The organism is Paraburkholderia fungorum, from assembly GCF_003610895.1.
GTDB classification, from domain to species: domain Bacteria; phylum Pseudomonadota; class Gammaproteobacteria; order Burkholderiales; family Burkholderiaceae; genus Paraburkholderia; species Paraburkholderia fungorum_B.
Window position 1 is genome coordinate 145,806 of the sequence record NZ_MCAS01000004.1, and the last position, 22,406, is coordinate 168,211.

The 22,406-nt window shown below is 62.7% G+C and carries 17 protein-coding genes; 14 read left to right on the forward strand and 3 right to left on the reverse strand.

The window, feature by feature from the left end; translation table 11 throughout:
• Positions 1-279: 279 nt before the first annotated feature.
• The 7 genes from BCY88_RS05775 (at position 280) to BCY88_RS05805 (ending at position 9,336) form a co-directional block, all read left to right on the forward strand.
• Positions 280-1,827 (forward strand): sugar ABC transporter ATP-binding protein, encoded by a 1,548-nt coding sequence (locus BCY88_RS05775; RefSeq protein WP_120343343.1) that lies wholly within the window; start codon positions 280-282, stop codon positions 1,825-1,827.
• A gap of 40 nt (positions 1,828-1,867) precedes the next feature.
• Positions 1,868-2,923 carry an ABC transporter permease gene (locus BCY88_RS05780; RefSeq protein WP_120343344.1) on the forward strand — a complete coding sequence of 352 codons (1,056 nt, stop codon included), beginning with the start codon at positions 1,868-1,870 and terminating at the stop codon, positions 2,921-2,923.
• Positions 2,924-3,045: 122 nt separating this feature from the next.
• On the forward strand, positions 3,046-4,284 hold the full coding sequence (locus BCY88_RS05785; protein WP_120343345.1) for an SfnB family sulfur acquisition oxidoreductase: 1,239 nt from the start codon (positions 3,046-3,048) through the stop codon (positions 4,282-4,284).
• Positions 4,285-4,315: 31 nt separating this feature from the next.
• Complete coding sequence (locus BCY88_RS05790) at positions 4,316-5,698, forward strand: LLM class flavin-dependent oxidoreductase (protein ID WP_120343346.1); 1,383 nt, start codon at positions 4,316-4,318, stop codon at positions 5,696-5,698.
• Positions 5,699-5,842: 144 nt separating this feature from the next.
• Positions 5,843-6,841: a substrate-binding domain-containing protein gene (locus BCY88_RS05795; RefSeq protein ID WP_259461262.1), complete on the forward strand. Its 999-nt coding sequence runs from the start codon at positions 5,843-5,845 to the stop codon at positions 6,839-6,841.
• Positions 6,842-6,977: 136 nt separating this feature from the next.
• A complete protein-coding gene (locus tag BCY88_RS05800) occupies positions 6,978-8,342 on the forward strand; it encodes an LLM class flavin-dependent oxidoreductase (protein WP_120343348.1) in 1,365 nt (454 codons plus the stop codon).
• A 154-nt stretch (positions 8,343-8,496) separates the two neighbouring features.
• Positions 8,497-9,336, forward strand: a complete 840-nt coding sequence (locus tag BCY88_RS05805) for a CmcJ/NvfI family oxidoreductase (protein ID WP_120343421.1) — start codon at positions 8,497-8,499, stop codon at positions 9,334-9,336.
• 190 nt (positions 9,337-9,526) lie between these two features.
• Here BCY88_RS05805 and groL read toward each other — a convergent pair whose 3' ends face one another.
• Complete coding sequence (gene groL / locus BCY88_RS05810) at positions 9,527-11,167, reverse strand: chaperonin GroEL (protein WP_120343349.1); 1,641 nt, start codon at positions 11,165-11,167, stop codon at positions 9,527-9,529.
• A gap of 18 nt (positions 11,168-11,185) precedes the next feature.
• A complete protein-coding gene (locus BCY88_RS05815) occupies positions 11,186-11,476 on the reverse strand; it encodes a co-chaperone GroES (protein ID WP_007177123.1) in 291 nt (96 codons plus the stop codon).
• Positions 11,477-11,768: 292 nt separating this feature from the next.
• On the opposite strand from BCY88_RS05815, the gene BCY88_RS05820 reads away from it, so the two are divergent.
• Positions 11,769-12,986, forward strand: coding sequence for an acyl-CoA dehydrogenase family protein (locus BCY88_RS05820; RefSeq protein ID WP_120343350.1), 1,218 nt, complete (start codon positions 11,769-11,771; stop codon positions 12,984-12,986).
• Between the two features lie 54 nt (positions 12,987-13,040).
• Positions 13,041-13,385, forward strand: a complete 345-nt coding sequence (locus BCY88_RS05825) for a DUF3088 domain-containing protein (protein WP_120343351.1) — start codon at positions 13,041-13,043, stop codon at positions 13,383-13,385.
• Between the two features lie 109 nt (positions 13,386-13,494).
• Here the strand turns inward: BCY88_RS05825 and BCY88_RS05830 are convergent, their stop codons facing one another.
• Positions 13,495-14,724, reverse strand: a complete 1,230-nt coding sequence (locus tag BCY88_RS05830; RefSeq protein ID WP_120343352.1) for a porin — start codon at positions 14,722-14,724, stop codon at positions 13,495-13,497.
• Positions 14,725-15,051: 327 nt separating this feature from the next.
• On the opposite strand from BCY88_RS05830, the gene BCY88_RS05835 reads away from it, so the two are divergent.
• The 5 genes from BCY88_RS05835 to BCY88_RS05855 all read left to right on the forward strand — a co-directional run bounded on the left by BCY88_RS05835 (position 15,052) and on the right by BCY88_RS05855 (position 22,311).
• Entirely contained in the window at positions 15,052-16,695 is a 1,644-nt protein-coding gene (locus BCY88_RS05835; protein WP_120343353.1) for an ABC transporter substrate-binding protein, read from the forward strand.
• 186 nt (positions 16,696-16,881) lie between these two features.
• Entirely contained in the window at positions 16,882-18,486 is a 1,605-nt protein-coding gene (locus tag BCY88_RS05840; protein WP_120343354.1) for an ABC transporter substrate-binding protein, read from the forward strand.
• A gap of 13 nt (positions 18,487-18,499) precedes the next feature.
• Positions 18,500-19,480: an ABC transporter permease gene (locus BCY88_RS05845; protein WP_120343355.1), complete on the forward strand. Its 981-nt coding sequence runs from the start codon at positions 18,500-18,502 to the stop codon at positions 19,478-19,480.
• A gap of 46 nt (positions 19,481-19,526) precedes the next feature.
• The gene (locus tag BCY88_RS05850) at positions 19,527-20,498 is read left to right on the forward strand and encodes an ABC transporter permease (protein ID WP_120343422.1); all 972 of its coding nucleotides are present in this window, start codon (positions 19,527-19,529) and stop codon (positions 20,496-20,498) included.
• 97 nt (positions 20,499-20,595) lie between these two features.
• Positions 20,596-22,311, forward strand: coding sequence for an ABC transporter ATP-binding protein (locus BCY88_RS05855; RefSeq protein WP_120343356.1), 1,716 nt, complete (start codon positions 20,596-20,598; stop codon positions 22,309-22,311).
• The last annotated feature ends 95 nt before the right edge of the window (positions 22,312-22,406 follow it).

Genomic DNA, 22,406 nt, shown 5'->3' on the forward strand with positions numbered 1-22,406 from the left:
CACGAAGGAATTGTGGCATCGATATGCCCGCGAAGACTAAGCGCGCCGCAAGGGCCGCTCTTCCCAATCTTCCCGCGCGATTCAAGGCGCCTGCTTGCAGGCAAGCCTGCGGTTCGCCGCGCGCGGCGCTTTCTATATCAGAACAAATTGGTTCGCCGCGAGTCCCGCCCAGGCAGACAATCATTCCCGGATGACGGTACGCAGTACGCCGCCGTTGGCGGAGCATGCGTCGCGCGTTTGCGTGGATCGTCACCCCTCTTACAGGCAGATGACGCTCTCATGAACTCGACCCGCCCGTCACGTCCCGATCGTATGGAAAAGGTTTCGTGTCCGAACGAGCCGATCCTGAGCGCCTCGGCGCTCACGAAGCAGTTTGGTGCAACCGTCGCGCTATCGAAGCTCGATCTCTCGATCCACCCCGGCGAAGTCGTCGCGTTGATGGGCGCCAATGGGGCGGGCAAGTCCACGCTCGTCAAGATCCTGAGCGGCGTGTATCCGCCCGACGCCGGGACCTTGACGTTGCTGGGCAAACCGTACCGGCCCACATCACCGCAGGCGGCGAAACAACTGGGCATTGCCACGGTGCATCAGTCGATTGCCGACGCGGTCGTGCCGGCGCTGTCAATCGCGGATAACCTGCTGCTCGATCGCCTGTGCGATCCGGCGTCGGCCTGGCGCGTGCCGCCGGCGGCGCGGCGCGAGGCGGCAAGGCCGCTGGCCGGGCGAGTCGGGCTGGAGGCCGACCTGTCGGCGCCGCTCGGGTCGCTCTCGCTCGCGAATCAGCAACTCGTGACGCTGGCGCGCGCGCTGGCTGCGCGCCCCAGACTACTGATTCTCGACGAGCCCACCGCCAGCCTGTCCGCCGCCGAAGCCGAACGCCTGTTCATGCGGCTCGAGCCCTTGCGCGAAGAGGGCGTCGCGATCCTGCTGGTCTCGCATCGGCTGGGCGATTTGCGGCGGATGGCGAACCGGGTGGCGATCGTGCGCGACGGACATCTCGTCGCCGACCTGTACCCCCCAATCGATTTCGACGCTGCCGTCGAGACAATGATCGGACGGCCCATGCCGCAGGGCCGTAACCAGCAGACGAAGCACGCTACCAGGCTCGAACCCTGTTTCAGCGTGCGTGACCTTCAATTGACGCCGGAGAGCCTCCCGTTCGACCTCGACGTCCAGCGCGGCGAGATCGTCGCGATAGCTGGGCCGGTGGGCGGAGGCAAATCGCGCCTTGCTAGAACGATCTTCGGTGCGGCACACGCGAGCCGTGGCCGGATGGTGCTCGACGGCAAACCGTGGCGTCCCCGTTCGCCGGCCGACGCGATTCGCGCCGGCGTGTTCCTCGCCGGCGAGGACCGCTGGCGCACGTCGTTGTTTCCCGACAGCGTGCCGTTCGCTTCGATTGCGGGCACGCTCAGCTTTCCGTTTTTGCCTCATTGGTTCAAGCGCGGCCTGATACGTGAGACGGTAGAGCGCGATGCCGCGATGGATGCGATCAAAACCTTTGGCGTACGTTGCACTGGCCCCGACGATCGGCTGACGCGCCTGTCCGGCGGCAATCAGCAGAAGGTCGTCCTTGCGCGCTGGCATGTCGAACGCGCGCGCCTCCTGCTGCTCGACGAGCCGTTTCAGGGCGTCGACGCCGGCGCGCGCGCCGATATCGTCGACACCTTGCGGCGGCATGCCCATGAACGCGCGACGATCGTGTTCGTCAGCGATCTCGAGGAGGCGATGGAGATTGCCGATCGCGTCGTGCGGTTCGACCGGGCGACGCTCGAACCCTTGACTCACGCGCCTGCTCATTCAGCGGCTCACTTAGCGGCTGAATGAGCGGCTCAATCCCTCACGACGTGAACGCGAAACTCAATCCATGAAACCCCTCGCACCTTCTATTGATGCTCACGCGGCTTCCGGCCAACCTGCGCAATCCGCATTGCGGCGCTTGCGCGATCATCTGGAGCGCACCGGCATCCTGCTCGTGCTGGCGATTCTGATTGTCGTGTTCGCCGCCAAAGAACCCGCCTTCCTGAACCTCGACAATCTGTTCAGCATTCTCCAGGCCGTATCGATCGTAGCGTTGCTCGGCATTGGCGTGACCATCACGCTGGCGGCGGGCGGCTTCGATCTCTCCGTGGGCAGCGTGGCTGCCTCGGCTCAGATGGCGGCGAGCTATGTGCTGATCGTCTGGCATGGCAGTGCGCTTGCCGCCGTGGCCGCATGCGTGGCGCTCGGCGTCGCGGCCGGCCTGTTCAACGGCCTGTTGATCACGCGGCTGCGTGTGCCGGATCAACTGGCGACGCTCGGCACATTGTTCCTGCTGGCCGGTCTGCAACTGATTCCGACCGGCGGCCGCTCGCTGGCAACCGGTACGGTATTGCCCGACGGCACGGAGGCGAGCGGCACGTTCTCCGATGCCTTTCTGGCCCTGGGGCGTCTGCGTCTGTTCGACGTCGTGCCGCTGCCCGTCGTGATTCTCGCCGGGTTGACGGTGCTGGCCTGCCTCGTCATGGAAGCGACGCGCTGGGGCCGGGTGATCTATGCGATCGGCGGCAACGAGACGGCCGCGCGGCTGGCGGGCGCGCCGACCGCCCGCTACCGGATCGCGGCCTATGTGGCCTCAGGGGCGATTGCGTTGCTGGGCGGCGTGCTGATCGCGGCGCGTGTCGGACGCGGCGACGTCAGCGCCGGTCACTCCCTGCTGCTCGATGCCGTGGCGGCTGCGCTGATGGGTTATGCGGTGTGGGGTGCGAAGCGGCCCAACGTGTTCGGCACCGTGGTGGGGGCCGTGTTCGTCGGCGTGCTGCTCAACGGCCTGACCATGCTGAATGCGCCTTACTACATGCAGGATTTCATCAAGGGGGCACTGCTGGTCCTTGCGCTGGCGTTCACCTTCAGTGTCGGACGGCCGGCGGACTCACAAGCCTGAATCCTGTGTGCCGCCAAAAAGTTGTTTGCCATCCGAAGGAATATCGATTGCCGAATCGTTCAGTTTGCGCGTGCGGTGTCCGCTGATAGATTGAGCGCACAGTCATTCAAGCGGAGGTTTCCATGGCAGAGATTGGCGAAGCGGCTTCATCGAACACCCGCAGCGAGAACCGGCATGCAGTTCGCGTAATCGCCGACGACGCTCAGGCCATCGCGGTGGCCCACGAGGTGGCAGCGCGCCTCGCGCAGGGCGCGGCCGCGCGCGATGCCGAACGCCGCTTGCCCCGCGAGGAGATCGAATGGTTCTCGCAGTCCGGGCTATGGGCCATCACGGTACCGAAGCAATACGGCGGTGCGGGCGTCTCTTTCGTCACCTTGACGGAAGTCGTCAAGATCATTGCAGCAGCGGATCCGTCGCTCGGACAGCTGCCGCAGAATCACTTCGGCCTCGTCGACGTGATCGCGCTCACCGGAACGGAAGAGCAGAAAAAGTACTTTTTCGCCCAGGTGCTGGCCGGCAAGCGTTTCGGCAACGGTTTTTCGGAGAAGGGCACGAAGAACGTGCTCGATCTGAAGACGAGTGTGACGCAGGAGGGCGGCGACTACGTTGTCAATGGCACCAAATTCTATTCGACCGGCGCGTTGTTTGCCGATTTCGTCCCCGTGCTGGGACTCGACGCCGGACGCAAGGGCTGGCTCGCCTACATTCCGCAGGGCACCAGAGGCTTGACCGTGATCGACGACTGGTCGGGCTTCGGTCAACGTACCACCGCAAGCGGCACCGTGGTGCTGGAGAACGTACGCGTGCCGGCCTCGCATGTATTGCCGGCACACCGTGTGTCCGACTATCCGACGCTCAACGGTCCGATCTCCCAGATCATTCAGGCCGCTATCGACGCCGGCATCGCGAAGGCGGCGCTCGACGATACGCTGACATTCGTTCGCCAGCGTTCGCGGCCATGGATCGACAGCGGGGTCGAGCGCGCGAGCGACGATCCGCTGACCGTGCGGGAGATCGGCCATCTGCATATCCAGCTGCATGCCGCAGAGGCTCTGCTCGAACGGGCGGCACGGGTGATCGACGAAATTGCGGCAAAGGCCGAAACAACGGAAGACGATGTGGCGCGCGCATCGGTCGCCGTAGGCGAAGCGAAAGTGTTGACGACCGAAACAGCCTTGCTGGCAGGCGAAAAACTGTTTGAGCTTGCCGGCACCCAGTCGACCCTCGGCGAACACAATCTCGACCGGCACTGGCGCAACGCGCGCGTTCACACGTTGCACGATCCTGTGCGCTGGAAGTATCACCTGGTCGGAAACTACTATCTGAACGGCGTCAGGCCGGCCCGTCACCCCTGGAATTGACGCCAACCGCAATCCCTTACCGAATCCGATCATGGCCAGAGAAATCCGCCTCAACGCATTCGACATGAACTGCGTGGGGCATCAGTCGCCGGGCTTGTGGGCGCATCCACGCGACACGTCCTGGCGTTATAAGCAACTCGACTACTGGACCGATCTCGCGAAACTGCTCGAGCGCGGCAAGTTCGACGGTCTTTTCATTGCCGACGTGCTGGGCGTCTACGACGTTTTCAACGGCAACGCAGAAGCCGCGATCCGGCAGGCCGCGCAAGTGCCGGTCAACGATCCTGTTCTGCTCGTCTCGGCCATGGCGAACGTCACCGAACACCTCGGCTTCGGCGTGACCTGCTCGCTCTCATATGAGCACCCCTATCCATTCGCGCGGCGCATGTCGACACTCGACCACCTGACCAATGGCCGGGTCGGCTGGAACATCGTGACCTCGTATCTGGATAGCGCCGCGCGCAATGTCGGTTTGCCCGCGCAGGCGAACCACGACGAGCGCTATACGCTTGCCGAAGAATATCTTGAGGTCTGCTACAAACTGTGGGAGGCCTCCTGGGAAGACGATGCCGTGGTGCGCGATGCCGCACGAAAGGTATTCACCGAACCGTCGAAGGTTCATCCCATCAATCACCGCGGGCAGTATTTCGACGTGCCGGGCATACACCTGTGCGAGCCGTCGCCGCAGCGCACGCCCGTGCTCTACCAGGCGGGCGCGTCGAAACGGGGCAAGGACTTTGCCGCGCAGCACGCCGAGTGCATCTTCATCGCGGCGCCCTCGCGCACGATCCTGAAGAACTTCGTCGCCGATATCCGGGCACGCGTGAAGTCGTTCGGCCGCGATCCGCACGACGTGCTGATTTTTAACCTGCACACGGTGATCACGGGCAAGACCTCGGCGGATGCGCACGCGAAGCACGCCGACTATCGCCGCTATACGAGCGACGAAGGCGCGCTCGCGCTGATGTCGGGATGGACCGGCATCGATCTGTCGAAGTACGACCTTGACGAGCCGCTGCGCTATATCGAGAGCAACGCGGTGCAATCGGCGGTGGAGGCGTTGTCGAGCGCGGACCCGACGCGCGTGTGGAGCGTGCGCGAGATTGCGAAGTGGGGTGGCATTGGCGGACTCGGGCCGCTTTCGGTGGGAAGCCCGCAGGAGATCGCCGACGAGTTGCAGTCCTGGGTCGAGGAGACCGACGTCGACGGCTTCAACCTCGCTTATGCGCTGACCCACGAGAGTTTTGCGGATTTCGTCGAACTGGTCGTACCCGAACTGCAAAGACGCGGTGTCTACAAGACCGACTACGCCACGGGCTCGTTGCGCGAAAAACTGCATGGCCGTGGCCCGCGCCTCGTCGAACCGCATCCCGGCGCAGCCTGGCGGGTCCGCACGCCGGCTCATGCCGGATAGCACTAGCTGATTGACCACCACTCGTTATCACAACGTCGTCTACCAGGTTGGAGATCACTGATGAAATCGCTTCTTCGTCGCAAGCTCGCTGTGAGCGTTGCCGTGAGCCGCACGTTGCGCACGCTTGCTTTCGCTGCGGCTACGATGCTGGCCGGAGCCGCAGCCTACGCGGCGCCGCTAAAGGGTGCGCCCGCGCCCTTCGACAAGGGGGGCGTGAAGATCGCGCTCGTCAACTATCTGTCGACGGGCGATTTTTTCCAGGCCTATGAAGCCGGTGCGCAGAAGCAGGCCAAAGCGCTGGGCATCGATCTGCGCATCTACGAAGGCCGTCAGGATGCGGCCGAGCAACGTGAGCAGATTCAGCAGGCGATCAGCCTGGGCGTAGCGGCGATTATCGTGAATCACGGCTTGCCGGAATCGCTCAAGGATGTCGTGCAGCGGGCGCTCGACAAAGGCATCAAGGTCGTCGCGTTCGATGTCGACCTGGGGAACCCCAAGGTGCCGCAGATCGAGCAGAGCGATCACGATCTGGCCGCGCTGCTGCTCGATCAGGCGCTCAAGGATAACGGCGATACCTTCGCCGCCGGCTATGTGTACGTAGCGGGTTTCGCACCGCTCGACCGGCGCGACGCGGTATGGCGTGACTTCAAGGCCGCGCATCCGAAGGTGCAGGAGAAGGCGCGCTGGGGCACGGTGGACAATCCGATCGCGCAGTCGGTGGCCAATCAGGCCGCGGCAGCCTATCGCGCTCATCCTGAGATTCGTGTGGTGTTCGCGCCCTACGACGAATTCGCGCGCGGCGCGAAACTCGCCGCGGACGAGGCGAACCTGGCGTCGAAACTGCGCATTTACAGCGCCGATATTTCGACCTCCGATATCGAGGCGATCCGCGCGCCGAATAGCGCATGGGTGGCGACGGCGGCGACCAACCCGGCGGTGGTCGGCGCGGTGTCGGTGCGGGCCGCGGCCTTGCTGCTCGCGGGACAGACGCCTGAACACCGGATCGTGGTCAAGCCGACCTTGATCACGCGCGACGATCTGGTGAAGAACAACATCAGGACGATCGCCGAACTTGGCGAGAAATTCCCGGCATTTCGTTCGAGCGACGCCGCCACCGCAGCGTGGATTCCGGCCGCTGACTGAACCCTCACGCTCGTACGAGGTGTCATGCGCGATTTCGCTGCGAGAAACTCAACTACGGGGCGCGACGTCGTGATGCGCTCGCCTCGCAACCCGACGCGGCGAGCGAGCTCGCCCCCAATCATCATTCTGGACTTCCATGAGCAAACGTAGCGGGCACCTGCGCCTCGGCGCCTTCCTTTATCCCTCCGGACACCACATCGCCGCGTGGCGGCATCCCGACGCGCAGGCCGATGCCGGCGTCAACTTCCGTCACTATGTCCGGCTCGCGCAGGCGGCCGAGGCCGCGAAGTTCGATCTGATCTTTCTCGCCGACGGCGTCGGAACACGCGGCGACAACGTCGATTTTCTGAGCCGTACCGCACACAGCTACGTCGCCCAGTTCGAGCCGCTCACGCTGCTGTCGGCGCTGGCGGCCGTGACCGAGCGTATCGGTCTGGTCGGCACAGCTTCGACAAGCTTCAACGAGCCGTATCACATTGCCCGCAAATTCGCCTCGCTGGATCACATCAGCGGCGGGCGTGCGGGTTGGAATCTGGTCACCTCGTCAAGCGAGCATGAAGCGAAGAATTTCAACCGCGACCGGCATTTCGATCATGCCGAGCGCTATGCGCGCGCTGCCGAATTCGCGGAGGTCACGGAGGGCCTGTGGGATAGTTGGGACGACGATGCGTTCGTGCGCGACAAGGCCGAAGGGCGCTTCTTCGACCCGCTCAAGCGGCACGTGCTCGATCACAAAGGGCGCTTCTTCCAGGTCAAGGGGCCGCTGAACGTGGCCCGTTCCCCGCAGGGGCATCCGGTCGTCGTGCAGGCCGGATCGTCCGAAGCCGGCCGGGACCTGGCGGCAAAGACGGCCGAAGTGATCTTCACGGCGCAGCAAACGCTGCAGGACGCGGTGGATTTTTACGCGGATGTGAAAGGGCGCATGGAGGCTTACGGCCGTCATCCGGACGATCTGAAGATCATGCCGGGCGTGTTTCCGATTGTCGGCCGCACGGAGGAGGAAGCGAAAGAGAAGTTCGAGCAGTTGCAGTCGCTCATTGATCCACGGGTCGGACTCGCGCTGGTATCCGGGTTGACGGGGGGCTTCGATCTCTCGGGCTATCCGCTCGACGGTCCGATCCCTGAACTGCCCGAAACGAACGCCAGCAAGAGCCGGCAGTTGTTGACGCTCGAACTGGCTCGCCGCGAGAACCTCACGATTCGCCAGCTTTATTTGCGGGTCGCGGGTGCGCGCGGCCATTGGCAGCTCGTCGGCACGCCGGCGCAAATCGTCGATCAACTCGAAGAACGCTTCGTGAATCACGGCGCGGACGGGTTCAACGTGATGCCACCGGTGCTGCCTCATGGCTTGACCGATTTCGTCGAACTGGTCGTGCCTGAGTTGCGGCGGCGTGGTTTGTTCCGCGAGGATTACGAAGGCCGCACCTTGCGCGAGAACCTGGGACTGCGGCGGCCCGAAAACCGTTATTTCTCAGCGGCCAGTCTCGAATCCGCTGCATAACTTTCCACGATTCGTTATTTCCATCCTGCCTGGCCATTGCCTACGCTGAAACGATAGGCGCCCGCTGGTATCTCCATCAGCGGGGCGCAGTGCATGGCCGCGAGAAGTCGATCCGCGGCCATTCAATGAATCGTTTTGACGTGAGGGCATGAACATGAGCGATATCGTCATCGATGCGCCGGTGTCCGCTGCGACGCTCCAGGCGGAGTTGAACTACCTCGAGTTCACCGGCGAGAAACCGGTGTCGTATCAGTACGACCCGCCGGCGGGCGTTCCGAAGCGCAGCGGCGTGTACCGCGCTCACCGGGTGAACATTTCGAATGCGCGCGTCGCGCCACCGCCCGGTGTGTTGTCGCTCGATCGTAACGGCTTCGAACTGCATCGGCACGCCAGCGCATTGGATGATTTCTCCGATCCGGCGAAGATTGAACCTGTCTACTATCCGGAAGCGGAGCGGCTGCTGAAGCAGGCAACGGGTGCCCGGCGTGTGGTCGTGTTCGATCACACGCTGCGCGACGGCAATCCCGGACGCAGCGATGGCGTACGAGAACCGGTCAAATACATCCATAACGACCAGACATTCGTGTCGGGGCCGCGCCGGGTGCGCGATCATTTGCCGGCCGGGGAGGCCGAACGTTTGCTGCAAGGCCGCGTGGCGATCGTCAACCTATGGCGTCCGATCGGAGCAACGGTGCAATCGTCGCCGCTCGCGCTGTGCGATTCGCGCAGCATCGCGCTCAACGATCTGGTGGCGTCGGACCTGGTGTATCCCGACAAGGTGGGCGAGACGTATGCGCTGGTATTCAATCCGCGGCATCGTTGGTACTACTTCCCGCACATGTCGCCGGATGAGTTCCTGCTGCTGAAGATCTACGATTCGGCAGGCGACGGAATCGCGCGTCTGACGGCGCATACGGCATTCGACGATCCCACTTCACCGGCAGATGCGCCGCCGCGCCAGAGTATTGAACTGCGCGCGTTGCTGTTCTTCTGAGTGAGCCTATGCATTGCGGACCGGCGCGGCAGGTTGCTGCGCTGGCGTGCGGAGCCTTGTCCACCTTGTCCGCCTGATACGCCTGCTCATGTTGAGACACGCCGGCATGTGTTCTGGAGAACATGCCGGCGTGTGTACGGATAAACCGTGTTAATACCTGGAAGTCGCCTGGAAGTCGCCTGGAAGTCGCCTAGAAGTCCAACCCCGGTCCGCCCGCGCCCGGACCACCCGGCTGGCCGGCTGCCGGCGCATCTTTCGGGGCTTCGTGCACGGTGGCGTCGGTGGTCAGCAACAGACCCGCAACCGAGGCCGCATTCTGCAGCGCCGTACGCGTGACCTTGGTCGGATCGAGCACGCCCGATTCCACGAGGTCGCCATACTGACCGGTCTGGGCGTTGTAACCGAAGTTACCCGTGCCTTCGGCCACTTTCGCGACCACCACGCTGGCCTCTTCGCCGGCGTTCGTCACGATCTGGCGTAGCGGTTCTTCGAGCGCGCGCAGCACGATCTTGATACCCGCGTCCTGATCGGCGTTGACGCCTTTGAGTCCGCTGATGGCCTGCTTCACGCGAATCAGCGCAACGCCGCCGCCCGGCACGATGCCTTCTTCGACCGCGGCGCGTGTGGCGTGCAGCGCGTCGTCCACACGGTCTTTCTTTTCCTTGACCTCGATCTCAGTTGCGCCGCCGACCTTGATGACAGCGACACCGCCGGCCAGTTTCGCCACCCGTTCCTGCAGTTTCTCGCGATCGTAGTCGGAGCTCGCTTCCTCGATCTGGGTGCGGATCTGCTTCACGCGCGCTTCAATGGTCTTGCTGTCGCCCGCGCCGTCGATCACCGTGGTGTTCTCCTTGCCCACCTCGATACGCTTGGCTTGACCGAGTTCCGCGAGCGTCGCTTTTTCGAGCGAGAGCCCGGTTTCTTCGGCGATCACCTGACCACCCGTCAGGATCGCGATGTCTTCGAGCAGCGCCTTGCGACGGTCGCCGAAACCTGGCGCCTTGACGGCGACGGTCTTCAGAATACCGCGAATGTTGTTCACCACCAGGGTGGCGAGCGCTTCGCCTTCGACGTCTTCCGCGATGATCAGAAGGGGCCGGCCGGCTTTGGCAACCTGTTCCAGAATCGGCAGTAGGTCGCGAATGTTCGATACCTTCTTGTCGTGCAGCAGTACGAAGGGGTTGTCGAGCACGGCGACCTGCTTGTCCTGATCGTTGATGAAATACGGCGACAGGTAGCCGCGATCGAACTGCAGACCTTCCACCACATCGAGTTCGTCGTCGAGCGACTTGCCGTCTTCGACGGTGATCACCCCTTCCTTGCCGACGCGATCGATCGCTTCGGCAATCCGCTGGCCGATCGACTCTTCGCCGTTGGCCGAAATCGTCGCAACCTGGGCGATTTCCTTGCTGGTCGTGGTCGGCTTGCTGATTTTCTTCAGTTCGTCGATCGCTGCGATCACGGCTTTATCGATGCCGCGTTTCAGGTCCAGCGGGTTGAGGCCCGCCGCGACATACTTCTGACCCTCACGCACGATAGCCTGAGCGAGCACGGTTGCGGTGGTGGTGCCGTCGCCGGCTGCGTCGCTGGTACGCGAAGCGACTTCTTTGACGAGCTGCGCGCCGATGTTCTGCACGCGGTCCGGCAATTCGATTTCCTTGGCGACCGAGACGCCGTCTTTCGTCACGATCGGCGAGCCGAAGCTGCGCTCCAGCACGACATTGCGTCCCTTCGGTCCGAGCGTGACCTTGACCGCGTTGGCCAGGATGTTGACGCCTTCGACCAGTTTCGAGCGGGCGACATCGCTAAAAATAATCTCTTTTGCTGCCATGGTTTGATGCTCCGTTCGTTATTGAGTGACGACTGCCACAACATCTTCTTCGCGCAGCACGAGCAATTCGTTGCCGTCGACTTTGACCGACTGCCCGGCGTATTTGCCGAACAGCACACGCTCGCCGACTTTCAGATCGGGCTCGATACGCTTGCCGTCGCTATCGCGCTTGCCCGGTCCAATGGCGATCACTTCACCCTGGTCCGGCTTTTCGGCGGCGCTTTCAGGAATGACGATGCCTGAAGCGGTTTTGGTTTCCTGGTCGAGACGCTTGACGATCAAGCGGTCATGCAAGGGACGTAGGCTCATGGTTCGACTTCCGCGATTGAGATTTGGCACTCGTCGGTGGTGAGTGCTGACCGGAATCGAGTATAGAAATATGCCGCGCCGCGCTCCAATAACGGATTCATCGATCCTTATCGGCGAATCGCATTTCAGAATCGCGCATATTCATAGCTTGAATTGCTTGTTCTGCGCTGCCTGTCGCGTCCCTATACTGATCCGTCGCATCGGCACGTCCCGCTCGGACGCCGATATTCATGCTCCCAGGACACATAGCCGGGTCAAGCCTGATCCGTGCGCTTCTACAAGGAATCAAGGCATGCAGGTCTCTCAGGAAAGCGCAGCGCGTGCGCGGCTTCAGGCGGCGCTCGCGGCGTTGCCGGCGCTCGCTGAAGCAATCGGCGAAGATGCCGCACAACGCGAGGTGCGTCGCGAATTGCCGTTTGACCGCTTCGCACTGTTTCGCGATTCGGGGCTGGGCGTGCTCCGGTTTCCAGCCGAGTGGGGTGGCCTCGGCGGTTCGCTGGAGGATCTCTTTGATGTGATCGCCACGCTGGCGGCGCATGAGTCGAATGTGGCGCACGCCTTGCGGATTCATTTCGATCTGACCGAGCAGTTGCTGCTGTCGCCGCGCTCCGCGTTCAACGACACGCAGATCGAACGTGTACAGCAAGGGGCGATCTTCGGCGGCGCTTCGACTGAACTGGGCACCGCAAGGCCCGGCGAAATCGTCACCAGGCTGGTGCGCGATGGCGAACACTTTCGCGTAACGGGGAAAAAGTATTACTCGACCGGCACGGCGTTCTCCGACTATGCGCGTATCAATGTGCAGGACGAGAACGACGAGAAGGTGTCGATCGTTATTCCGGTTGCTCGCGAAGGTCTGCGGGTACTCGACGACTGGGACGGAATGGGACAACGCATGACGGCGAGCGGCAGCCTCGTGCTCGACAATGTTCAGGTATTCGCGCATGAAATCGCGACACGTGGTTATACGAGTCTTGCAGGCCGTCATGGCAGCGCGGTGCGGCAGTTGCATCTGGTGACGGTCGCGGCGGGCATTGTGCGCAACATTCTTGCGGATGCGCGTCGCTATGTAACGCAGTACGGGCGCCCGGTGTTGCATAGCCCGGCAGCCTCGGCACGCGAAGACGGTTTCGTGCAGCAGGTAGTAGGTGATCTCGCGGCACACAGCCTCTCGATCGACGCGCTGGTGGCGCAAAACGCCCGCACCCTGGACCGCTCGGCCAATGCCATTCGCAGCGGCGCGGCCAATGCGGAAGATCTCGTGCTGGAAGGGGCGTTGGCGACCGCCAAAACGCAGCTGGTGGTCAGCAAGCTGGCGCTTCATGCGGGCGAGCGTCTGTTTGAAATCGGCGGTGCATCGGCTACGGGGCGAGCTCATAACTTCGACCGTCACTGGCGCAATCTGCGCACCATCTTCAGTCATAACCCATTGCTGCACAAAGCGCGCGTGGTCGGCGATTACGAGCTGAACGGCGTGACCACGCACCTGACCGAAGGCCGCGTTTTCTGACGTGGCGAAAAGAGCGCTACCCTCCATTCACCCATCATCCCATCATTGAACGCCATGAGCCGAGATCTGCTTTTACTGCTGGAACCGGGCTTCACCGATCCGAACCACCCCGGTGAACGTTTTATCTGTCCGGATGGCGCGCCTATCGAGGGTTTGCTGGCGAGCGACCCGGCGCTCAACGCGCGTCTGGATATTCGCCGCCTGCCGTTCCCGCGTCCGCGCGCGGTGGTTGTGGAGGCGCTCGACGCCGAACACCAGAGTCTGCCGGTATTGATTCTCGGCGACGAACAGCCGGCGCCCGCCGATGCGCAGACGCTGGGCGAAAAGCGCTTCGTGACCGATACGCGTCGGATACTTGACCTGCTCGCGCAGCGCCACGGTTTCCCCAAGGTGCATTGACGCAGCAGTGATTATGCTGAGGGTGTCCGCCGATCCTCGAGTGCGGCATTCGTTGCACGCTTAAGAAACAGCGGCCACCCGATAGCCATTCTGATCGGGTGTGCCTGCCTCAGAACAGATGCTTGATGCCCGCGGAGACGGCCACCTGCTTGTTGGTGGCGGACGGCGTGAGATACCCGATCGCGGCGACGGCAGGCCGGCCAAGCGAATCGGTGCCGCTGGCGTGCTGGTAGGCGCCGGTCAGGTAGAGATCGGTGGCTTTGGATAGTGAGTAGGCCGTACCGAGATTCAACTGCTCGTACTTCGCGCTACCCTTGCCGCCGACACTTCCCCCTTCCGTATAGTCGAACGATGTGCCGAAGCGCAGGAACGGCGTCGCCTGATAGCGCAAGCTTGCGCTCAAGGTACTGAGTGTCGTCGAACCGCTGTAGTTGAGCGTATTGAGCGACGCGTTCGAACCCAATCCACGGAACTGCGTATTCGAATAGGCCGCCCCGAAGGTTGCGCCACCGCTCGTATACGTCGTCGCGACTGAAATGGTCTGTTGTGTGTGTGCCGATGCGAAACCGGCGATCGCGGGATTCGACTCGGGCGCCGTGGCCGAGCCGGCGGAACCCAGGTTATTGCCCGTAGCGCTTGCATTGGCGTTAGTGCCGTAGAGCGACGTATTCGGGTTGCGCGCATTGATGATCGACGCGGCGATCGCAAACGCTCCGCCGGTATAGGTGCCGCCCGCGGACCAGAGTTGATTCTGTGTCACGTTCCCGGCCACGCCGCCCACGCTGTACAGCGCGCCGAAACGGAACCCGCCGAACGAGTCCGACAGGTACTTGATCGAGTTGTTGATACGGTGCGTGAAGTTCAGGTTGTCATAGTCGGCCGGATGGATCGCGAGGTTGCCCCAATACCAGCCGTTGATCAACGGCGAGATGAACTCGACGGACGTGTCGCCCTGGCGTCCCAGCGTGAACGTGCCGTAGCGCCCGGCCGTGACGCCCACCCACGCCTGGCGACCGAACTCGGTGCCCCCTTGTCCCAGCGCGCCGCTATTCACGCTGAGCCCGCTTTCAAGCTGGAATACGGCCTTCAATCCACCGCCGAGATCTTCCACGCCTTTCAGGCCCCAGCGGCTCGACGACAGACCCGATGAGCCGCTGTCGAACTGCGACACCTGCGTGCCGCCCTTGGGTTTGCCGGAAGCGGAAGTTGCGGCGGTTTGCGCGTTGTTCGTATACGTGACGTTGCCGGTGACGATCCCATACAGCGTGACGCTGCTTTGAGCACTTGCGGTGCCGGCCATTAAAGATGAAACGCTAAAAGCGAAAAGCAGTTTTTTCATGATTGTTGGAATCTATATTTTGCGAGCGTCGGAGAAGTGACGATTCGTGAGCGATGAATCGAGGGTCGTTTTGAAGCGACGAGTAACGATAAGCAAAACGAATTTATTGAACAAACAAGAAAATTCGATATGGATATCGATGATTTCCCCAGGGTGTGCGCTCAAACGGCGATCTTTAAGCAATAACACCAACTATCGGCAATAGATATGCAATCCTCAATTGATTCGTTCTTTTGCCGGATGGTGATTGATATCTTGCGACGCATCCGATAGTCATTGCAGACGCTTTGCCGTTTGGCATCGCGCTCGTATCCGAGGGGAGGTCGCATGAGTCAGCGCAGAGGATTTCATTCCGAACGCCGTCACGTATTGCAGGGGCTGGCAGGCGGTGCGGCCGGTATCGCGCTCGGCGCATTCACACCGCTGGCACCGTTGGCGCGGGCGGCCGTTCAGGACAGCACGGTGTCGCCGCGACGCGGCGGCCGGCTGACGGTACTGGTGAATCCGGAGCCGAACGCATTGGTCAATTTCGCCACCACGGCGGGCGCGGAACAGAGGATCAGCCCCAAGGTCACCGAAGGTTTGCTCGCCTACGACTTCAACGTGCAACCGCGCGCGCAACTCGCCACCGCCTGGTCGATCAGTCCCGACGGTTTGCAGTACACATTCAAGCTGCGAGAAGGCGTGCGCTGGCACGACGGCCAGCCGTTCACGTCGAAGGACGTCGTGGTGTCGATCGGGTTGCTCAAGCAGTATCATTCGCGCGGCCGCTCGACCTTCGCCAATGTCGTGGAAGTGCAGACGCCCGACCCGCACACGGCCTTGCTGAAATTATCGAAGCCCGCGCCGTATCTGATCTATGCGCTTGCCGCGTCGGAGTCGCCGATCGTGCCCGCGCACATATACGGCAGCGGCAATTCGCTGGAGAACCCCCATAACATCGACCCGATCGGCACGGGACCTTATCGGTTCAAACGTTGGGAGCGGGGCAGTCACGTGGTGTTCGTGCGCAATCCTGACTACTGGGACACGCCCAAGCCGTATATCGACGAACTGGTCGTGCGTTTCATTGGCGACCCAGCGGCGCGTGCCGTGGCACTCGAAACGGGAGAGCTGGATCTGGCCGGAGAAAATCCGGTGCCGCTGGTGGACATCCAGCGCCTCGCGGCGCTGCCTCATCTGGCGCTGGAAACACGTGGCTATAGCTACAATGCAGCGCAAACCCAGTTGCAATTCAATCTCGACAACGCTTATCTGTCGAAGCAGAAGGTCCGGCAGGCGATCGCGCACAGCATCGATCGGCAGGCAATCCTGAAGTCGGTATGGTACGGCTATGGGATCGTTGCGCCGTCACCGATCAGTCCGTTATTGACCCAGTTCTATGATCCGGGCGTGCCGACCTTGCCATACGATCTCGCCAAAGCCGGGCAATTACTCGATGAAGCGGGTTTGCCGCGTCAGGCCAACGGTTTTCGCTTTCCGTTGACGATCGATTTCAACCCGTACGACCCGACGTTCGCCCGCCTTGCCGAATATTTGCGGCAGACGTTGCGTCGCGTGGGGATCGAGTCGACGGTGCGCTCGCAGGATTTCGCCGCCTACGTGAAGCGGATTTACACCGATCGCGATTTCGATCTGGACGCCAACTTTCTGGGCAACACCTTCGACCCGACCGTGGGCGTGCAGCGCCTCTACTGGTCGCGTAACTTCAAGAGAGGGGTGGCATTCTCCAATGCGTCGCACTACGACAGCCCCGAGGTCGACCACCTGCTCGAAGCCGCCGCGGTGGAGAACGATCCTCGCACGCGAGTCGACTATTTCAGGAAATTCCAGCAAGTGGTGGCGCGTGACCTGCCGATCGTCAATCTGGTCACGCTCAAGCAGGTCACCCTCTACAACAGGCGTGTGCACAACCATACGGTGACCGCCGACGGTCTGGGTGGAAATCTGGCCGATGTGTTTCTTGCTTGAAGTGGCGTTCCAGAACGGTGCATCGCCTTTCCTTCGCACCGTGCTTTGCATATGCCTAACGATTGGTTCGTTTGCTGCCGCAGCGGCTTTATCGTGAGCGCTGCGGCAGCAGCATGGCCGAAACAATCATGAAGCATTTCATTCGGCCGAGACGGGTCGAATCATCGGCAAAAGGAACGGGATCACATGGCAGGGCTGAATCGACGCGAATTTCTGATTTCATCGGGCGCAGCGCTCGCGGCTGCGGGCATGCCCGCACTGACGTTCGCTCAAGGCGACACGGCTGCGCCGAAGCGGGGCGGCACGCTGAACATGCTGATCAATCCGGAGCCGCCGGTGCTCGTGTCGATCTTTCAGACCACGGGTCCCGCGCTCGTTGCGAGTTCCAAGGTGCTGGAAGGCCTGCTCGCGTACGACTTCGATCTGCGGCCCAAGCCGCAACTGGCCACGGCATGGACGGTCAGCCCGGATGGCTTGAAATACACGTTCACGCTGCGGCAGAACGTCAAATGGCACGATGGGCAGCCGTTCACCTCGGCCGACGTCGCGTTCTCGATCGATTTGCTCAAGGCGGTGCATCCGCGTGGCCGCAGCACGTTCGCCAACGTGACGCGTGTGGCCGCACCGGATGCGCGCACGGCGGTGATCGAACTGTCGAAGCCGGCGCCGTATCTGCTAAAGGCGCTGTCCGCGGGCGAATCGCCGATCGTGCCCAAACACCTTTATGCGTCGGGCGACCCGCTGTCCAATCCGCACAACAACGCGCCGATCGGCACCGGGCCGTTTCGTTTCAAATCGTGGACACGTGGCGCCAATATTGTCTACGAACGCAATCCGGACTACTGGGACGCCGGCAAACCGTATATCGACGGCCTCGTATTCAAGGTGATCCCCGACGCGGCCGCGCGTTCCGCCGCCTTCGAAACGGGTGCGCTCGATCTGGGCGGCGAGAATCCGGTGCCCCTCACCGATCTGCCACGCCTCACGCAATTGCCGCAACTGGCCGTTGAAACGCGGGGTTATCGCTTTCTCGAACCGCTTGCCGAAATCGACTTCAATCTCGATCATCCGATTCTCAAGGATCTTCGAGTGCGCCAGGCGATCGCCCACGCGGTCAATCCGCAGGTCGTACAGCGCACGGTGGCCTATGGCTACGCCGATCTGTCACCCACGCCGATTACACCGGGCTCTCCGTATCACGACGCCGGGCTCGCGCCGTATGCGTTCGATATCGGCAACGCCGAGAAACTGCTCGATGCAGCGGGTTATCCGCGCAAGGACGGCGGCGTGCGCTTCGGTTTGACGCACGATTTTCTGCCGTACGGCGACATGTACCGCCGCCAGGCGGACTACGTGAAGTCGGCACTGGCGAAGGTGGGAATCGAGGTCACGGTGCGCTCGCAGGATTTGCCGGCGTTCCTGAAGCGGGTGTATGCCGATCGTCAGTTTGATTTCACCAGTATCGGCGTCAACACGCTGTTCGATCCGAGCGTGGGGGTTCAGCGCCTGTACTGGTCGAAGAATATCCGCCCCGGTGTGCCGTTTTCGAACGCGCCGCACTACAGCAACCCTGAGGTCGACCGGCTGCTGGAAAGCGCGTCGGTCGAAACCGACGAAAGCAAACGCGTGGCGCTATACCAGCAGTTCCAGCAGATTGTGTATCGCGATCTGCCGATTCTCAACCTGGTCGCGCCGCGCATGGTCACGCTCGCGAATCGCCGCGTTCACAACCATACGGTTTCCGCGCAGGGCCTGGAAGGCAACCTCGCGGATGTCTATCTGAGCGCATGACAGGAGAGACCCGATGAGCCGACGTTTGCGTTTCGCTGCGATTGCCCGGCGTACCGCGTGGCAGGCACTGCCGACGGTGATCGGCATCGTGATCCTGAACTTCTTTCTGCTCAAGCTGATGCCGGGCGACGCCGCCGACGTGCTGGCCGGCGAATCCGGCTCCGCAACGGTGGAAACGATGCAGGTGCTGCGCGCGAAGTTCGGGCTCGATCAGCCGGTGCTGCATCAGTTATGGTCGTATCTCGCGCATCTGTCGCATTTCAGCCTCGGTTATTCACCGCGTTACGACATGCCGGTGATGCAACTGATCCTGTCGCGTCTGCCGAATACGCTGCTGCTGATGGGCGTGGCCTTGTCGTTTGCGATTGTGGCGGGCGTGGTGCTCGGCGCGGTGATGGCGCATTGGGCCGGCAAGTGGCCCGACCGGGTGCTGTCCGTGCTGGCCTTGCTGTTCTATTCCACACCGGGTTTCTGGATCGGCCTGCTGGCGATCGTGTTGTTCTCGGTGCATCTGGGCTGGCTGCCGAGCGGCGGCAACGTCACGCTCGGTGTGCAACTGCACGGATTCGCCTATTTTGCCGATGCGGCCAAACATGTCCTCCTGCCTGCGGCCACGCTGGCGACATTCTTTGTCGCGATCTACGCACGGCTCACGCGGGCCGCGATGCTGGAGGTGCAGCGCCAGGATTTCGTGCGCACGGCGCAGGCTAAAGGTTTGCATCCATGGCGCGTGACAGTGCGGCATGTGTTGCGCAACGCGCTGATGCCGCTCACGACGATCATCGGGATTCATTTCGGCACGCTGTTGGGCGGCGCCGCCGTGACGGAAACGGTGTTCAGCTGGCCAGGTCTCGGGCGTCTCGCGCTCGACGCCGTGATGGCGCGCGATTTCAGCGTACTGCTCGGGGTTTTGCTGTTGTCGTCGCTGCTCGTGATCGTCGCCAATGTTCTGGTCGATCTGCTGCAGGCGTGGCTCGATCCGCGCGTGGCGTGACGGTTTTCTTACGCATGCCGAACTGCTTTATTTTCAGAGGGATGAAATGGCTTCCGACTCTTCCAACCTGATTGCCACACCGCCGGAACCCGCGGCGTCGCCGTGGCGGCGTCAACTGGCCGGCACGCTGTTCGGTCAGCGGCGCGCCGGCGCATCGGCTGCATCCGGATCGCGCGGCGTGGGGCGAGGCGTCTGGCGCGCGCTGTTGCGCAACCCGTCCGCGTTCGCCGGACTCCTGTTGCTGGTGGCGTTTATCGCGCTAGCGCTCAGCGCGGGGCACCTGTTTCCGGGCGATCCGCTCGATATGGTGGCGGCGCCCTTCGAATGGCCGGGCGCCGACCCGCAATACTGGCTCGGCACCGATTCACTGGGACGCGATGTGGCGGCGGGCATCGCGCACGGCACACGTGTGTCGCTGCTGATCGGCGCGGCCTCGGCCGGCATCGGTCTGGTGATCGGCACGCTGGTCGGCGCGACGGGGGGATTCTTCGGCGGTGTGATCGACGATCTGCTGGTGCGCGTGACCGAACTCTTTCAGACGGTACCGTCGTTTCTGCTGGTGATCGTGATTGTGGCGATCGGCCGGCCGAGCGTGACGATCATCGCGCTGGCGATCGGTATTGCCTCGTGGCCCACCGTTGCGCGGATCGTGCGTGCTGAATTTCGCACGCTGCGCCAAGCGGATTTCGTGCTGGCCGCACGCAGCCAGGGATTCGGCAACGCCCGCATCATCTTTGGCGAAATTTTGCCGAACGCGTTGCCGCCGGTGATCGTCACCGCGTCCGTAATGGTGGCGAGTGCGATTCTGATCGAGTCGTCGCTGTCGTTTCTCGGCATGGGTGACCCGAATGTGGTGAGCTGGGGCGGCATGATCGGTGCAGGCCGCGATTCGCTGCGCACTGCGTGGTATCTGACCGCCATTCCCGGCGCGGCGATCGTGCTGGCGGTGCTCGCGCTGAACCTGCTCGGCGATGGGTTGAACGATGCGCTCAATCCGCGCTTACGCGAACGCGTTTGACGAGCGGCTCAAGCGCGGCTCAAGCGCGACTCAAACGCGACCCAAACATGGCCCAAGCGCGGCTCCAGCACAGCCGACAACATACAAAGGATGCACAGTGGCAAACCTGCTTGAAGTACGCGACTTGCGCGTCAGTTTCGGCGCGCACGAAGCGGTGCGTGGCCTGAGCTTCGACATCGCGCAAGGCGAGACGCTCGCGCTGGTCGGCGAATCGGGTTGCGGCAAATCGGCGACGGCGCTTTCGCTGATGCGTCTCGTGCCCACGCCGGGACGCGTGACGGGCAGCCTGCGTTTCGACGGCCGTGAACTGCTCGATTTGCCGGCGCGCGAAATTCGGGACATTCGCGGCCAGCAGATTTCGATGATTTTCCAGGAGCCGATGACATCGCTCAATCCTGTGCTGTCGATTGGCGCACAGATCGTCGAGACCTTGCGGCAGCATGAACGCCTGTCCAAAGCCGCGGCATGGAAGCGCGCCGTCGAATTGCTGGAGCTGGTGCGAATTGCCGAACCACAGCGGCGTGTGTTCGATTTTCCGCACGAGCTGTCCGGCGGTCAGCGGCAGCGCGTGATGATCGCCATGGCGGTGGCATGCCGGCCGCGTCTGTTGATTGCCGATGAACCGACCACCGCGCTCGATGTCACGATTCAGGCACGCATTCTCGACCTGCTCGACGGTTTGCGCCGCGAGTTGTCCATGTCCCTGCTGCTGATCACGCACGACCTTGGCATCGTCGCCAGCCATGCGGATCGTGTTGCGGTCATGCTCGCAGGAGAGAAGGTGGAAGAAGCGCCGGTTGCGCGGCTCTTCACGCAGCCGCAGCATGCGTACACGCGGGGTCTGCTTGGCGCCTCGCTGAATCTTGCTGACGACCTGCATTATCGCGGCTGGAAGCTACCCGAAATTCGCCACAGCGTCGGCGAAGACGGCAAGCCGGGTTTCGCCGTGGTGCCGCGCTCGGTTCGCACCGGGCGCTTCGTTGCGGATGCCGATCCCGCACAACGTATTACGACGGATAGCGAAGCGCCGTTGCTCGCGCTGCAGGATGTGCGGATCGACTATCCGCAGCGTCATGGCAAAACCACACTGCGTGCCGTCGACGGTGTTTCGCTGCAGATCGCCCGGGGCGAGACGGTTGGCCTCGTCGGCGAATCCGGCTGCGGGAAATCGACGCTCTCCAAAGCGATCTTGCGGCTCGTGTCGACAGCCGCTGGCGAAATCCGCTTGCGCGGAACCGATCTCGTGCCGCTGGGCGAACGCGAACTGCGGCCGTTTCGGCGTCATGTGCAGATGGTGTTTCAGGACCCGTATGCGTCGCTCAATCCGCGCCGCACGGTGGCGGAGATTCTCGATACGGTGCTGGTAGTGAACGGTATTGGCAACGCGCAACAGCGCCGCGCGCGGATCGCCGCCATGCTCGACCGGGTAGGGCTGCCGAACTCGGCGCTCGGCCGTTTTCCGCACGAGTTCTCAGGCGGGCAACGGCAACGCATCGGCATCGCGCGGGCGCTGGTGCTGGAACCCGACCTGCTGATCTGCGATGAACCGGTGTCCGCACTCGACGTGTCGATTCAGGCGCAGATTCTCAATCTGCTGGTCGACCTGAAGCGCGATCTGGGGCTTGCCTATCTGTTCATCTCGCACGACCTTTCGGTGGTGCGTTATGTCGCGGATCGCGTGCACGTCATGCAGGCTGGGCGGATTGTCGAAAGCGGGCATCAGCGGGACATCTGGCGTGCGCCGCAGCATCCGTATACGCGCTCGCTGCTCGACGCGATTCCCGGCAAGACCTTCGACGCGCAGGCGGCGTAGACCTTGCAAGGCTGCAAGTGGCCGCGAGAGGCCACAAAAGGCCGTGCAAGAGGCCGTGCAAGGGGCTGTGCAAGAGGCGCCGGGCAGCGCGGCAG

Bases quoted from the DNA above. Each gene is read 5' to 3' on its own strand.
- BCY88_RS05775 (WP_120343343.1), top strand. From the start codon at position 280: ATGAACTCGACCCGCCCGTCACGTCCCGATCGTATGGAAAAGGTTTCG.
- BCY88_RS05780 (WP_120343344.1), top strand. From the start codon at position 1,868: ATGAAACCCCTCGCACCTTCTATTGATGCTCACGCGGCTTCCGGCCAA.
- BCY88_RS05785 (WP_120343345.1), top strand. From the start codon at position 3,046: ATGGCAGAGATTGGCGAAGCGGCTTCATCGAACACCCGCAGCGAGAAC.
- BCY88_RS05790 (WP_120343346.1), top strand. From the start codon at position 4,316: ATGGCCAGAGAAATCCGCCTCAACGCATTCGACATGAACTGCGTGGGG.
- BCY88_RS05795 (WP_259461262.1), top strand. From the start codon at position 5,843: ATGCTGGCCGGAGCCGCAGCCTACGCGGCGCCGCTAAAGGGTGCGCCC.
- BCY88_RS05800 (WP_120343348.1), top strand. From the start codon at position 6,978: ATGAGCAAACGTAGCGGGCACCTGCGCCTCGGCGCCTTCCTTTATCCC.
- BCY88_RS05805 (WP_120343421.1), top strand. From the start codon at position 8,497: ATGAGCGATATCGTCATCGATGCGCCGGTGTCCGCTGCGACGCTCCAG.
- groL (WP_120343349.1), bottom strand. From the start codon at position 11,167: ATGGCAGCAAAAGAGATTATTTTTAGCGATGTCGCCCGCTCGAAACTG.
- BCY88_RS05815 (WP_007177123.1), bottom strand. From the start codon at position 11,476: ATGAGCCTACGTCCCTTGCATGACCGCTTGATCGTCAAGCGTCTCGAC.
- BCY88_RS05820 (WP_120343350.1), top strand. From the start codon at position 11,769: ATGCAGGTCTCTCAGGAAAGCGCAGCGCGTGCGCGGCTTCAGGCGGCG.
- BCY88_RS05825 (WP_120343351.1), top strand. From the start codon at position 13,041: ATGAGCCGAGATCTGCTTTTACTGCTGGAACCGGGCTTCACCGATCCG.
- BCY88_RS05830 (WP_120343352.1), bottom strand. From the start codon at position 14,724: ATGAAAAAACTGCTTTTCGCTTTTAGCGTTTCATCTTTAATGGCCGGC.
- BCY88_RS05835 (WP_120343353.1), top strand. From the start codon at position 15,052: ATGAGTCAGCGCAGAGGATTTCATTCCGAACGCCGTCACGTATTGCAG.
- BCY88_RS05840 (WP_120343354.1), top strand. From the start codon at position 16,882: ATGGCAGGGCTGAATCGACGCGAATTTCTGATTTCATCGGGCGCAGCG.
- BCY88_RS05845 (WP_120343355.1), top strand. From the start codon at position 18,500: ATGAGCCGACGTTTGCGTTTCGCTGCGATTGCCCGGCGTACCGCGTGG.
- BCY88_RS05850 (WP_120343422.1), top strand. From the start codon at position 19,527: ATGGCTTCCGACTCTTCCAACCTGATTGCCACACCGCCGGAACCCGCG.